The organism is Pseudoxanthomonas winnipegensis (assembly GCF_030322905.1).
Taxonomy (GTDB): Bacteria; Pseudomonadota; Gammaproteobacteria; order Xanthomonadales; family Xanthomonadaceae; genus Pseudoxanthomonas_A; species Pseudoxanthomonas_A winnipegensis.
In genome coordinates this window covers 206,432-220,433 of sequence record NZ_CP095475.1, presented here as the reverse complement: position 1 = coordinate 220,433, position 14,002 = coordinate 206,432, and the positions used below count along the sequence as shown (strand labels likewise).

Below are 14,002 nucleotides of genomic sequence, written 5' to 3'. Positions count from 1 at the left end.
CAGTATCGCTCTCGCTTCCGTCGAGACCGTCATGATCGTTCCTACTTGGTAGAGATGATCAGGGTGAAGAGCTGGTCGCGCACTTCGGGTTTAAAGCGCGATGGCGACTCCTCGCCTGGATATGCGATGCCGCTTCGGTCAGAACTGGCATAGGCACTCCTGGGAAAGTACGCACGGATCTCATGCGCGTGCTGAAGGTCCTCACGCCAGAGGTGGTAGGAAAAACTCGGCGAGTCCGGCTCCTCGCTCTTGAGCAACTTGAACTGCGTTGTCACCAGCGACCAATGACAGACACCGAGTCCGTAGTAGTCCTCGTCCTTCAGAAGCCCGTCGTAGATCGTGCCGCGATAGGTGCCGTCGGCCTGCTTCGCCAGCTCGACGGGCACCCACTCCAGCAGGCTGGCGCGAGTGCCGGCCATGCCGCCGAGATCGGGACGACACGCGGGGTCCAGCACCTCGTACTGCATGGCCGCCTTGACCACCTCGAACGGCCCCGGCGCATCCTTGATGGCGACAGTGACCTCGTATGCCGTGGGATGCGGATTACGGTGGATGACCGGCTTCGGGGGCTGGTTGTCCTTGACGTCCACATGGGTGCGCGGGACTTGGCTTTGCATGGGCGTGGATCCACAGGCGGTGGCGACGAGCGCCAGAAGAAGGCCGGGCGCGATGACCGATGCGGATTTCATGGGCAGCGTCCTTGGCGGGAAGGAAGATCGGCCTGCTCCGAGCAGGCAGGCCGATCTAAGCGCACTTCGGTGACGACTTCAACTTGCGCCGGGCAGCCTGCTTGTAGGTATCGCATTCGAGGCTCGAGCGCTGACGCCGCGCGTACCGGTCGCGACGCGGACGCGTTCAGCGCCGCCTGGCGCCTGCGTCCAGCACCAGATGCGGCACGCCGTCGGAGGTCTTCTGCGGCGATCGCCCGTGCGCATCGACCGTGGCGCGCACCAGGCTGCGCAGGTTGGAGAAACTGGCGAACCGCACCGTATCCACCGGCGCATCGAGCCTGATCTCGATCCGGAACAAGTCGCCGACGGCAGACAACGTCACCACACGGCCGGTGAAAGGCTGCCCCAGGTAGCGCCCATGCACCCGCGCGTTCAAGTCCAGGGCGGGCAGCCCTTGCTGCCGCGCCAGGCGCGCATGCAAGGTGTTCCAGTCCTTCGCGCCGTGCTGGGCGGCGATCGCCTCCAGCGCCTGGGCATGACGGATTGCCGTCCCCTGCGCCTGCAGCGCCAGGCGCAATGCCTTGGCCTGGCGTTTGGCTTCGACGAGGGTCAGGGTCATGGCGTCCCCTCGCCTGTCGCATCGCCAACCGGACCTCGCCCACGGCGCAGACGCCAGACGACAAACACGGCGCACAGCAGCATCGCGTCCGCCAACGGAAACGCCCACCACAGCGCGCGGCTGCCCCACGACGCGACGCAGATCAGGACAAGTCCCGGAGTGAGCACCCAGGGCTTGAGCAGCGTGAGCAGCGCCGCCTCGCGCGCCCTGCCCGCCGCCTGGACGGACAGCGCCAATACCAGCAGCGGCCCGGAGCAGACGTAGAACAGCAGCTGTGCGTGCAGGATCCTGGCGACGTCGTGGGCGACCTCGCGCGAGGGGGTGAACCACCACCCCAGCTCGGCACCGCCGGCCAGCAGCACGACCGCCACGCACAGGCACCAGAGCGCGGCGGCGACCATGCCCAGACGCACGCACGCCGTGGCGCGCTGCGGGAGGCCCGCGCCCAGGTGATGGCCCACGATCGTCTGCACCGCCAGCGCCATGGCCATCTGCACCAGGAAGGCCAACCCCATCAGGCGGGTCACGATGCCATAGGCCGCCAGCGTCGTCTCGCGATCCGGCGCCGTGCGCAGCGCCAGGATCACCGTCGCCGACACCACGACGGTGCCCAGCAGCCCCAGGCTGACCGGCAGGCCCAGCAGCAGGATGCTGCGCCAGGCCTGCGCGGGAATCGCGCCGGGTCGCGGGGGCGTCGGCAACCCCCGCACCGCGCGCCGGCGTGCGGCGACCAACAGGATCAATCCCACGGCCTGCGCCAGCAGCGTGCCGAGCGCGGAACCGGCCACGCCCAGGCCGCACCCTGCGATCAGCACCGCGTTGGCCGCGATGTTGACCAGGTTCATCACGACCGAAAGCCGCGCGACCAAGGCGGCGCGGCCCTCGGTGCGCGAGGCGTCGGCGTAGACGCCGAGCAGCAGCTGCAAGGGCGCGGCCAGCGCGATGACGCGCAGGTAGTCGTGACTCAGCTGTGCCGCCCGCGAGCCGCCGCCTGCCAACGCCGCCTCGAGCGGCCTGCCGCACGTCAGGAACAGCGCCATCAGTCCGAAGCCGATGACCAGGGCCAAGGCCCGCGCCGCGCGCAGGTCATCGAACGCTGCGGCGTGTTGCCCGGCACCCAGGTGGCGGGCCATGCGGCTGGACAGGCCACCGCCCACCAGCGCGGACAGCGCCGTGGTCAGCATGACCAGGGGAAAGAGCGCGCTGACGGCCGCCAGTGCGTCGGGGCCGACAAAGCGCCCGACGAAGACGCCATCGACCGCATTGAGCAGGCCGCCCAGCGACAACACGATCGCCATCGGCAGGGCGTTGGAAACGAATAGACGGCCAACCGGCGCCGTCAGGAACGGCTGCGCCGCTCCGGCTTGCTGGGCGTGTCGGGACGACATCGCTCACTCCTCATCTGAGGCATTTCGATGGGGGTGGGGCGCTTGCGTTGCCCACCTGCGAAATGCTTCGAGGGTGAGGGTTCACTGCTTCGGGGCTTCACCGTGACATGGCGTCAGCAAGCGGCCGGTGCCCGAGACCGGCGCGCATCTTACCCGACAAGCCGTCGCCGCTGTCGCGGCGACGCGGATGGAAGCCGCTGCGGGATGCTGGTTCATGCCCGAGGGCTGACGAGGACGGCCCTTGAGCGTGCCGCTCAGGGAGATCGCTCCAAGCTTCGATTCGCGACGCGTTCCGTAGCCGCTGCTCGCCTCACTGACGGGATGCCGGCCTGCAGCGTCTGCTTCGCTCTCACCGTCGCCGTGGCCCAGCGAGTGCCGAGACCGGCCGCGGTGCCGCGATTCGAAGAACCCGGAAAGCATTCGGCACCCGCATCATGCGGGTGCCGAAGCCTCGTTCACGACCCGCCCGCTTCTCGCACCAAGCACTCAGCCGTCGATGGGCTGGGCGAGGCCGCTCTGGAGGGTCTGGTTGATGATGCTCTCCGCCTCGCGTTGCGCGCGTGCGCTGGCGGCGGCCTGCTGTTTGCCCAGCACGGCCTGCTGCTGGCCCAGCGCCTCCTGCTGGCGGGACAGCTCGGCCATCTCGCGTTGCATGGCCGGGTCGTCCATTTCCGCGCGGGCCTTCTCGGTGGCGCGGTGGGCGTCCTCGATGGCCTTGCGTGCGGCGGCGCTGTCGCCGCCGGCCAGGCTCAGCTGCGCCTCGCGCACAGCGAGATCACCCAGGCGACTGCCGATCTCGCCCATGCGCCCGCCGATGCTGCCCTGCCGTTCGCCCAGCGCGCCCTGCTGCTCGCCGAGCTTGCCCTGGGCCTCGCCAATGCGAGAGGTCTCGGCATACACCGCCTTGAAGCGCGACAGGGTGGCCGCGTCGCGGATCACGTAGCTCTTGCCGGCGCGACGCACGAACAGCACGCCCTTGCCGTCGTCCAGCGCGCGCGCCCGGCGCAGATCTTCGGAGGACCCGCTCATCGTGCTCTCATTGCCCTGCACCAGCACGTAGGCGTCGCGAGTGGGGTCATGCGACTGGTGGAACAGGCCCCGGGTGCTGAACGCCGTGGCCGGCGGCTTGGGCGGGGCCGGCGGCGCAGGAACCGCGTCTGCCGGTGGCGCGGGCGGCGGCGGCGGCGGAGCGGGAGGCGCCAGCAGGGCACGCATGCCGGCCGCCCGGGCCGCAGGCGCCGCGGGCGCGGCGGCGGCGGCCGGCTGCGCGGCAGCAGCGGGCTTGGCGTCGGCTACCGGCGTCTGCGGGGCCGGCGCGGCCGCCACCAGCCGCAGCGGAGTGACGCCGGCCACCGCAACACCGGCCAGGATCAGGACCGCGCCGATGCGCGGGAAGGAGTGCGTGTTCTGCAGCATGAGCAGTCTCCGTTTGAGGCTGAGGAAGGACGGCGATGCACTGGCCAGGCCCGCCCCCGGTCTCGGCGCGACGCCGAGGCGGACCAGCAGGCGGCCGTAATCGCCGCGACAGTGACGGTTGCCGGCGATCACCGCGGCATCGACGGCGGCCTCGCGGGCCACGCCGTATTCGCGCACCGCGTAATGCACCAGCGGATGGAAGAAGGCCACGTGCTGGGCCAGCGCGGGCAGCAGGCCCCACCACAGGTCGCGGCGACGCAGGTGGACCAGCTCGTGGGTGAGGGCCATGTCCAGGTCGTCGTCGCCGATGCGGGCAGCTTCGGGCGTGGGCAGCAGCAGCACCGGGCGCCGCACGCCGACCAGCTGCGGCGAGCTGATCTGGCGCGACAGCCGCAGCGGCGGTGCGGTGCGCAGGCCGTGGGCCTCGGCCGCCAGGCGCAGGGCGCCGCACAGCACCGCGTCATCGCAGGGATGCGAGGCGCGCACCAGCGCGCGGCTCGCGCGCCAGGCCAGCGCCGTGCGCAGGCCCATCACGACGATCCCGGCCAGCCACAGCGCCAGCAGCACCGTCTGCCAGGCCGGCAGCGCCCACAGCGGCGCGAGGGTGGGCGCCGAAGCGAGCGGCGCGATCACGAGCGGCGCGGTCGCTTCGGCCGCAGGCACCAAAGCGGGCGCGGCGGCCGATGCGCGCGCGGCGGCCGGCAGCCACGGCAGCTCCAGCGGCGCGGCGACCAGGCCGATCACCGCCTGCAGCGCCACCGTCCACCACAGCCAGCATTGCGTGGACGCCGGCAGACGCGGCAGCGCGCGGCACAGCGCCCACACCAGCGCGACCAGCAGCGCGGTCTGCACGCTGGTCGTGGCCAGGCGCGTGATCAGTTCCGAGGCGAGGGCGTCCATGCTCAGCCCTCCTTGCGCTGCGACTGCAGCTTGGCGACCAGCGCCTCGAGTTCGGCCAGCTCATCGTCGCTGACCTCGCTGCGCTGGGACATCCACGCCACGAACGGCGAGACCGAGCCCTGCAGCGTCTTCTCCACGAAGCTCTGCACCGCGCCCTGGACCACCGCGTCCTGGCCGGCCGTGGCGGCGTAGCGATACACGCCGTCGACCTGCTTGCGCCGCAGGTAGGCCTTGGTGCGCAGGCGCTCCATCATGGTCAGCACGGTCGAGCGCGCCAGCCCGCGCGCCTCGCCGAAGCCAGCGGCCACCTCGCCTACCGTCGCCTCGCCCTGCTCGCCGATGTACTGGAGCAGCGCCAGCTCCTGGTCCCCGATGCTCTTGCGGCGCATGGCCGTCTCCGGTTGCCTACACTTGTAGTCAACCTAGCCGTGACGACAACTGTAGTCAACCCTGCCGGAGGTCATGGCTGACGAACGGCTTGCCCATCCTGCATCGCCACCACCGCGCCTCCCCGGTGCGCAAGCGCCGGGAGTTCGTCTGCACTCGTTGAAGGACGGAATCGCGGGGGATCCGGATACCGGCCGGTTCGCCTGCGAAGGCCTCAGCGTCGCATCACGAACCCAGGCCCTGTGCGCTGGCAGCAGGCGCCATCGCAGCCAGGCCCGCGCCCATGCTGGATCAGTCAGGCTTTGCGCCGAAGGCGCCACGCAACAGGCTGAGGGCGAAGCCGCCCACCACCAGCGCGCCAAGTACCAGCAGGCCCCATAGCAGCCATGTCTTCCAGTCGCGCGCCGGTTGCAAGGCGGCCTGGCCGGCCAGATCGCTGGGCGCGGCGAGGGTGGCCGGCGCCGGTTGCCATTGCGGACCGCCTGCCCGCTGCAGGCTATCCAGCAGCGATTGCAGCGGGGCGTTGGCGCGCGCCGCACGCGCACTGCCGGCGACCAGGATGTAAGGAGGCTGCCCGCTGGCGACGAAGACCAGTTCCTCCGCCCGCCAACCCAGGCGCAGGCGCGGCGGCACCGAGACGGTCGCGCCGTCGGCCGGCAACAGCCGCCACTGACGGTCGCGGGTGAGTTCGAACGACTGCGGTTGCGACCGGGAGGCCGCATCGCCGCCGACGCGGAATGCCAGCCACGGACCGGCCCGCTCGCGCCAAGGGGCGTCGTCCGCATCACGGCTCTGCAGCCGCCATTGGATGGCGTCGTTGCCGGCAAGCGCGACATCGGCCAGCTCCACGGGGAAGCGCCCGCTGGTGGTGAACACATAGCCGCCCTCGCGCGCGGCGCCGTCCAGTTCCAGCCATTGCAGCGGCGCCTGCGTCCGCTGTGGCGCCAGTTCGGCCTGCGCCGCGCTGATGGCGACCAGGCCCGGCGTCAACGCGGTGAGACGCAGGTAGCGCGCGCGCAGGTTCAACGGAATGCGCCGCTGTGCCAGTCGCTGGGTGCCATTGTCTACCTGCACCAGCGTGGTCGCCGCCTGTACCGTGGTCCAGTCGCGCAGGTCGTCGCTGACCTCCACCCGCACCTGCGCTTGGGCCTGCGTGGCCGGCCAGTCCAAGCGCAGGGCCCGCAGCGGTTCATGCACGCCGCTGGCATCTAGCAGCCAGGCTGGCAGGCCGTCGGCGGCCATGGTCGTGCGCGTCTGGATGCGCTGCACCGCGCCGCTGGCATCGCGTTCGGCGACCACGTCGGTGGATTGCCCGGACGCCGGCACCGACGGCAGCGCGAAAACGGGCAGCGGCTGCAGCCGTGGCTGCGCCTGGGACGCGAGCGCGTCCAGCAGCGCCGCAGGCAGCGGCTGGCCGCCCGAGTCGAGCGGCTGCACGTCGCGCAGCGATGCATCGATGGCGGTGCGATACACCGTCGCGTCCAGCGCCACGCGGTAGGCGCCAGCGTCGGCCGGAGACAGTTGCAGCGGCCATTGGCGCGCGTAGTCGCCGCGCAGATCCGCGGCTGGAGCGGCCGGGGCCAACAGCAGGGCCAGGATCAGCCAACGTTTCATGCGTGCGGTGTCCTCAAGCATCGCGCCGGCGCGGAGGCGCCGGCGCCAGGTAGCCCACCGCCGTGCACAGCAGGCCGTAGGCGATGAACGAACCGATTCCCAGCAGATTGCCCAGATGCTGGCGGTCCACCAGCACCAGCTTGGCCAGCACCAGCGCCATCAGCGCGGCGCCGGCGATCCACAAGGGGCGCTGGCCCCGGCGCGAACCCAGCACCCAACCGATGACCCCCAACAGACTCCAGGCCACCGTCAGGCTGGTCTGCGCCAGACTGGACGAAAGCAGGCGCGCGTCCCAGGCGATCCCACCCCAGTGGTGCACGCCGTGCAGCACGCTGCCGGTGAGCAGCAGCAGGGCGCCTCCGGCCAGCACAAACAGGCGTTGCCGCCGCAACATCGCCGGCGACCAGTCCTGCGCCAGCCAACGCCCCAGCAGCACCAGCATCGCCAGCTGCGCCAGTTCGCCCGGATTGAGCAGCGGCAGCCACGGCAGCGGCGCCGGCGAGGCCGGGCTCATCAACACGCCCAGCCAGCCAAGCGCCAGGATCGCGAACAGTACGCGCATCAGCGGCCCGCGCAGCCCAGCGACGTCCGCGTTCTGCGGCCACGCCAACCACGACCATCGCCACAGCGCCAGCGCAGTGGCCAACAGCCACGGCCAGCCGGCCAGCGCCCAGCGCCAGCCATCGGCCAGGTCGAAACGCTCCGCCACCCAGGCGCCGCCTAATGCCAGCACGGTCGGCCACAGCAGCACCCACAGGCATTGCGCCAGCATGCTGGCGCGGCCGCCGCCGGCGCGTCGCAGATTCCACAGACCGCGCAAGGCGAGCGCAGCGAACACCACCCATGCGGGCCCGCCCGAACCAGCAAAGGGCTGGTCATGCGCGGCGATCTGCCAGGCGACGAGGGGGAAGGCCACGGCCAGGGCCGCGATCATCGTCCACGCCAGCGGCGCGGCGGGACGCCGGCGATGCGCCTCGGCCGCGGCCGCGCCACTCAGCGCCGTCCAGGCCAGCAAGGCATCGGGAACGGCCTGTCCGGGGACGAAGCGCACGATGTCGACCACCCCTGCCACGCACCACCATCCCAAGCCCCACAGGTAGGCGAGCAGCGCTTCCCGGCGCCGTTCATGCGCGCGCAGTGTCCACGCGCTGGCCAAGCCCGCCAACGCCAACAACAACGCGCTCATGAAACCGGGATTGGCGACGGCCTTCTCATCCAATGTCATCCCATCCGTGCCCAGCGCATAGCCGGCCGCCGCCATCGCCTGCAGTGCCACACCGGCCAGCTGCGGCAGGCGCCGCTGCTGGCGCAGGCCCAGCCACAGCAGCCCGGCGCCTTCCAGCGCGAACACGCTGGCGGTAGCGCGCGCCGACAACGCGAGAGGAATGGCCAGGGTGGCGAAGCCGACCGCCAGCGCCGCATGGCCCTGGCCAAGCAGACGCGTGCGGTCGCCACGCAGCAGCCACGCTGCCAGCGCGGCGTAGATCGCCGCCAGGACCAGTGCGTTCAGCGCCAGCGGCATGCGCGCGCCGTCCAGCAACCCCGCCTGCAGGGCGAAAGCCACGAGCGGGGTGCCGAACAGCAGGCTGCCGTCCACCATGGGAGCGCGCACGTCGCCGCGGCGCGCGTGCAGCACCGGGATCAGCAGGTAGAAGGCGAAGAACAGCAGCAGGAAAGGCTCTGCGCTGGCGAACAGCGCCGGCCGGTAAGACAGCACGCCCCACACCGTACCGATGCCGAAGGTGAAGGCGAAGCCCAGCAGGTTCAGCACCCGCCACGCGCGGAACCAGGCAATGGCGAAAACCGCCGCGTTGAACATCGCGTAGTAGGCGAACAGCGCCACGTGGTTGCCGCTCCCGTCGGACAGCCACACCGGCGCCATGAAGCCGGCGAGCAGCGCCAACATCGCCAGCGTGCGCGAATCCTGCGCCACCGCCAGCACGCACATGCTCGCCACCAGGGCCACGCTCAACCCCAGCGCCAGCGGCGCGGCCATGAGCGCGCTGAGCTTGAACGCAGCGAACACCACGAGCAGCAGCACGCCGATCGCACCGCCCTGCAAGGCCAGCGCGAAGCCGCGCCGCGCGAAGCGCTGGCGCCAGCCGAACACCAGCCCGCCCAGCGCGGCGGCGGCGATGCCGGCATAGCGCAGCTCCACCGGCAGGGTCAACCAGCCCTGGTCGCCGGCGTACTTGAGCAGCGCTGCCACGCCGGCCAGCAGCACCAGCATGCCGACCTTGACCGGCACATTGCCTTCAGTGATCCACCGCTTCGCGGCGGCCAGCGCGCGCTCCAGAACGGAGGGGCCGTGCACGTCGCCGGCCTGGACCGGCTCGGGAGGAGGCAGCGGGGGCGGGCCTTCCTGCGCGGAAGAGGCGGCCACCGGCCGGGCGGCAACGTCCTCCGATGCAACGGAGGAAGGCGACCCCGGGTCGTCGCGCTCGGTGAGCGCATCGAGCGCCGACTGCGCGGGCTCGTCCTCCGGCCTCCAGGCCGAAGCGCTTGCCGCGCGCGAGTCGGTCGACGTCGAGGGGGTACGTGCGTCCAGCCGCTCCTCGAGCATTCGCAGGCGCCGCTTCAGTCCGGCGATCTGAGCCAGCGCCACCACCAGCGCCACCGGCACGGCCAGCAGCACCAGCACGACCAAGGCAATGCCTGCTTCCACGACCACTCTCCGCGGGCACCGTGCCCTTCCCTGATCGGCATGATAAGGCTGAACAGGCGCCGTCCATCTCTGCGCCCATAGCGTGCGGCACTCCGCCATGGCGACCGGTACGCACGGGCGGGTCAGGTCTCCGGCGGGACGACCGGCGACCTCCGGTGCTTCCGTCGCATTCCCTCACCGTCTCCGGCCGCCTGCACTTGTAGTCGACCCAGGCGCGGCGACAACTGCAGTCAAACCTGCAGGAGGTCATGGCCGACGAACGGCGTGGGTCGGGTCTCCACCTGCAGGGGCGTGCATCAGGCGATGCCGTTGCAGAAAACGTGCAGTACTTTGTTCGCGCCGGGGTCGTAGCGCAGGTGGATCACGTTACAGCCACCGTCGAGAATGAGCGGCATCTCGCGCTTCGAAACCAAGTGCGCCTGACGATCACCGCCGTCAAAGTCCTTGACGTAAATCCCGACCAGCATGCCCTCGGCGGTGAGCGTGTAGTAGCGCGTGTAATCGGACAACGGCGAAGCGTCCTTCGCAAGTCTCACCTGCTGCTCAAGCGCTATCACCAGCTGCGCGCCCTCCAGACGTTTGGCACCTGGCCCAGTGCAGGCCGACATCAGCAGTACCGCGACCAGCATGCCGGTGAACCTCACGGCGCTTGGCCTGCCAGCCCAGTCATCAGTCCAGGCAGCCGCCGCTCATACTCGGTCCCAAGCATGCTGTCGACTGCACCTAGCGCCCGAAGCGCTTGCTGGGTATCGAAAGACTTTCCTTCCAGAACAGCGTGGGCCTGGTTGTGGAGTGCGTACGCCAGATGAGCGGCAATCCGTACGGATAAATCCGCATCGGCCTGGCTTCCGAGATAACCCGCCAGGAGCTGGCGGATCTCAGTGATCGCAAAAGCCAGGACTTGTTCCTGGGTCAGGCTCATATCGCTCAATGCCTTCTGAAAGTTGACCTTTGAATGACGCTGAGCATGCCGGCTAACACCCCAGAAAGCGCAGCCCCACCCCCGGCTCGGTCGCCAGGTACTTCGGCGCCAGGGCCGAGTCGCCGAGCTTGGCGCGCAGCTTGCCGACCAGCACGCGCAGGTAGTGGGTGTCCTCGGTGTGGGTGGGGCCCCAGACCTCGCGCAGCAGCTGCGGCTGTGTGACCACGCGGCCGGCGTTGGCCACCAGCAGCGAGAGCAGGGCGAACTCCTTGCGGGTCAGCACCACGGGGGCGCCGTCCAGGTGCACTTCGCGGCGCACCAGATCGATGTGCAGGTGGCCGTCGTCGAACAGCGGCGGCGCGCTGGCATCGGCCACCACGTGCTGGCGCAGCAGGCCGCGCACGCGCGCCATCAGCTCCTGCGTGCCGAAGGGCTTGGTGACGTAGTCGTTGGCGCCGCCGTCGAGCGCGGCGACCTTCTCGCTCTCGGCGGCGCGCACGCTGAGCATCAGCACCGGCACCTGGCTCCATTGACGCAACTGCGCCAGCACCTCGTGCCCATCCAGATCGGGCAGGCCGATATCCAGGATCACCAGGTCCGCGCCCTGCGTGGCCAGCGTCTCCAGGCCGGCGCGGCCATCGGCCGCCTGCAGCACCACGTAGCCCTGCGCGCGCAGGGAGATGTCGAGGAAGCGGCGGATCTGCGCTTCGTCGTCGATCACCAGCACGCGCGCGGGCGTGGTGGGGGCTTCAGTCGTCGTCGGCATCGTTGCGGGGCGGTGGCTGCAGCAGCGGCAGGGTGATGCGGATCAGCGTACCGCGCCCATCCTGACCGGGAAGTGCCTCCACGCTGCCGCCGTGCGCGCCGATCATGCCCTGGCAGATGGTCAGCCCCAAACCGGTGCCGTGGCGGCCACGGTCGCCGCGCTCGACGCTGTAGAACATGTCGAAGATGCGCGCGCGCTCGTCCTCGGGGATGCCCGGGCCACGGTCGGCCACATCGATGCGCAGTCCGCCGGGCGCCAGCTGGGCCGACACGCGCACCGCTTGGTCCGGTGGGGAGAACTTGGCCGCGTTCTCCAGCACGTTGAACACCGCCTGCTCGACCAGCGCCGGATGCACCCACAGCATCGGCAGCTCCGGCGCCAGCGCGGTCTCCACGCGCACGCCGGGCTGGTAGCGCTGCAGCCGGCGCACGGCCGAACCGATCAGCTCGTCCACGCCGATCCAGTCGCGGTTGAGGGTCAGGCCGGTGTGGCCCAGGCGGGTCATGTCCAGCAGGTTCTGGATGTAGCGGTCCAGGCGCTCGCCTTCGGTGAGGATGGTGTCCAGCAGCGCGCGCCGGTCCTCGACCGGCATGGCCTGGCCGTAGCCGGACAGGCTGCTGGCCGAGCCGATCATCGCCGCCAGCGGCGAGCGCAGATCGTGGCTGACCGAGGACAGCAGGGCCGAGCGCAGGCGCTCGGTCTCGCCGCTCATGCGGGCGTTCTCCAGGTCGCCGACCAGGCGCGTGCGCAGGGCCGCTTGGGCGATGTCCTCGACCATGGCCTCGGCCAGGCGGCGGCGCTCCAGCCCCGGGGGCGAGGGATCGTCCATGCGCAGCCCGGCCACGCCGATGGTGGTGCGCTCGCCGGCGGTCATCGGCACGAACCACCAGCCCGCGCCGGCCAGGGTGTCGGTATGCCGGCCGCTGGGCGCGCCGTGGCGCTGGGTCCAGGCCGCGGCGGCATGGTCGGTATCGCCCAGCGCGGCGGTGGGCGCGGCCTCGACCTGCTCGCCCACGCGCAGCCAGGCCTGCGCGTCCAGCGCCCGCTCCAACGCGCGGCGACCGGCCTGCAGCACCTGGCCCAGGTCGGCGGCGGTGGACAGCTCGCGCCCCAGCTGCTGCATCGCCGTGGCATGGCGGTTGGCCGCCGCCAGCGCCAGCACCTGCATGCGCAGGCGCGAGGCCAGGCGCCCGGCGACCAGCGCGGCGGCCAGGAACAGGAACACCGTCACCACGCCCTGCTCGGCGCTGATGTGCAGGGTGAAGCGCGGTTCGATGAAGAAGAAGTTGTAGGCCAGGAAGCACAGCACGGCGCTGAGCACCGCCGCGGCCATGCGCGTGCGCGCGGCCACCACCACCACCGCGACGATGAACACCATCGACAGATCGTCCAGCCCGACCCAGCGCTGCGCGATCCAGGCCAGCGCCACCGCGGCGACCGTCGCCAGCAGCGAGAAGCCGGCATCGTGCCGGCTCAGCCGCTGCGGCAGCGCATGCAGGCTGCGCCGCGCCCGGGCGCGCGCGGCCGGCGTGCTGACGATGTTGATCTCCAGGTGCGCGCCGCGCTGGATCAGCTGCTGGGTCAGGGTGCGGTTGACCATGCGCGCCAGCGGCCGCTCGCGCGTGCGGCCCAGCACCAGGGTGGACACGCCCGTATGGCCGGCGTGGTCGAGCAGGGCGTCGGCGATGTTGGGGCCGTGCAGCAGTTCGGCCTCGCCGCCCAGGCGGCGGGCCAGGGCGAAGGCGCGGTCGATCTCCTGCTGGCTCTCGGCATCGAACCCGCGCCGCTGTACGGTGACCACGGTCCACGGCGCGCCGCGGCGTTCGGCTATGCGCCGGGCCACGCGCACCAGGTATTCGCTCTGGCCGCCGCCGTCGATGGCCACCAGCACGCGCCGGCGCACGGGCACGCCGGCCTGGCCGCGCGCGGCGGCGTCCTCGCGCAACGCGTTGTCCACGTGCTCGGCCGCGGTCTGCATGGCCAGCTCGCGCAGCGCGGTGAGGTTGGACGGCGAGAAGAACGCCTGCAGCGCCTGCGCCGCCTGGTCGGGCAGATAGACCTTGCCCTGCTGCAGGCGTTCGACCAGCTCGCGCGGCGGGATGTCGACCAGCACGATGTCGTTGAGCCGGTCGAACACCGCGTCGGGCACGGTCTCGGACACGCGCACGCCAGTGATACGCAGCACCATGTCGTTGAGGCTTTCCAGATGCTGGACGTTGATCGTGGTCCACACGTCGATGCCGGCATCGAGCAGTTCGACCACGTCCTGCCAGCGGCGCTCGTGGCGGCTGCCCGGCGCGTTGCGGTGCGCCAGTTCGTCCACCAGCACCAGGGCCGGCTTGCGCGCCAGCAGCGCGTCCAGGTCCATCTCCTCCAGCACCCGGCCCTGGTACTCGACGCGCTTGCGCGGCTGCTGCGGCAGGCCTTCGGCCAGGGCGGCGGTCTCGCTGCGGCCATGGGTCTCCACGATGCCGACCACCAGGTCGGTGCCGCGCCGGAGCTGCTCGCGCGCGCGGCCGAGCATGGCGTAGGTCTTGCCCACGCCGGGCGCCGCGCCGAGGAACACGGTGAGCTGGCCGCCGTGCTCGCGTTGCAAGCCCTCGATGAGGGCGTCGGCCTGGCGGGTGCGGGGGTCGGTCATGGGGAGATTTTGC

Annotated in this window: 11 protein-coding genes; all 11 read right to left on the bottom strand. The window is 71.1% G+C overall.

Translation table 11 applies throughout. The features are described 5' to 3' along the window. Nucleotides 1-41: 41 nt before the first annotated feature. Nucleotides 42-689 (bottom strand): hypothetical protein, encoded by a 648-nt coding sequence (locus tag MWN52_RS00980; protein WP_286576139.1) that lies wholly within the window; start codon nucleotides 687-689, stop codon nucleotides 42-44. A 166-nt stretch (nucleotides 690-855) separates the two neighbouring features. Then, a complete protein-coding gene (locus MWN52_RS00975; RefSeq protein ID WP_286576137.1) occupies nucleotides 856-1,290 on the bottom strand; it encodes a glyoxalase superfamily protein in 435 nt (144 codons plus the stop codon). Beyond that, a complete protein-coding gene (locus tag MWN52_RS00970; protein ID WP_286576135.1) occupies nucleotides 1,287-2,678 on the bottom strand; it encodes an MATE family efflux transporter in 1,392 nt (463 codons plus the stop codon). Before MWN52_RS00970 ends, MWN52_RS00975 begins: the two co-directional genes overlap by 4 nt. Nucleotides 2,679-3,164: 486 nt before the next feature. Then, entirely contained in the window at nucleotides 3,165-4,994 is a 1,830-nt protein-coding gene (locus tag MWN52_RS00965) for a M56 family metallopeptidase (RefSeq protein WP_286576133.1), read from the bottom strand. A 2-nt stretch (nucleotides 4,995-4,996) separates the two neighbouring features. Then, nucleotides 4,997-5,383 carry a BlaI/MecI/CopY family transcriptional regulator gene (locus tag MWN52_RS00960; RefSeq protein WP_130514591.1) on the bottom strand — a complete coding sequence of 129 codons (387 nt, stop codon included), beginning with the start codon at nucleotides 5,381-5,383 and terminating at the stop codon, nucleotides 4,997-4,999. Nucleotides 5,384-5,672: 289 nt separating this feature from the next. Then, on the bottom strand, nucleotides 5,673-6,995 hold the full coding sequence (locus tag MWN52_RS00955) for a DUF3999 domain-containing protein (protein ID WP_286576130.1): 1,323 nt from the start codon (nucleotides 6,993-6,995) through the stop codon (nucleotides 5,673-5,675). A 13-nt stretch (nucleotides 6,996-7,008) separates the two neighbouring features. After that, the gene (locus MWN52_RS00950; protein ID WP_286576128.1) at nucleotides 7,009-9,660 is read right to left on the bottom strand and encodes a DUF2339 domain-containing protein; all 2,652 of its coding nucleotides are present in this window, start codon (nucleotides 9,658-9,660) and stop codon (nucleotides 7,009-7,011) included. A 296-nt stretch (nucleotides 9,661-9,956) separates the two neighbouring features. Then, nucleotides 9,957-10,289 carry a hypothetical protein gene (locus tag MWN52_RS00945; RefSeq protein WP_286576127.1) on the bottom strand — a complete coding sequence of 111 codons (333 nt, stop codon included), beginning with the start codon at nucleotides 10,287-10,289 and terminating at the stop codon, nucleotides 9,957-9,959. Nucleotides 10,290-10,300: 11 nt separating this feature from the next. Further along, nucleotides 10,301-10,582, bottom strand: a complete 282-nt coding sequence (locus MWN52_RS00940) for a hypothetical protein (RefSeq protein ID WP_286576126.1) — start codon at nucleotides 10,580-10,582, stop codon at nucleotides 10,301-10,303. Between the two features lie 52 nt (nucleotides 10,583-10,634). Continuing rightward, nucleotides 10,635-11,348, bottom strand: a complete 714-nt coding sequence (locus MWN52_RS00935) for a response regulator (RefSeq protein WP_130514587.1) — start codon at nucleotides 11,346-11,348, stop codon at nucleotides 10,635-10,637. Next, nucleotides 11,332-13,989: a sensor histidine kinase gene (locus MWN52_RS00930; protein ID WP_286576124.1), complete on the bottom strand. Its 2,658-nt coding sequence runs from the start codon at nucleotides 13,987-13,989 to the stop codon at nucleotides 11,332-11,334. Before MWN52_RS00930 ends, MWN52_RS00935 begins: the two co-directional genes overlap by 17 nt. Nucleotides 13,990-14,002 lie beyond the last annotated feature (13 nt).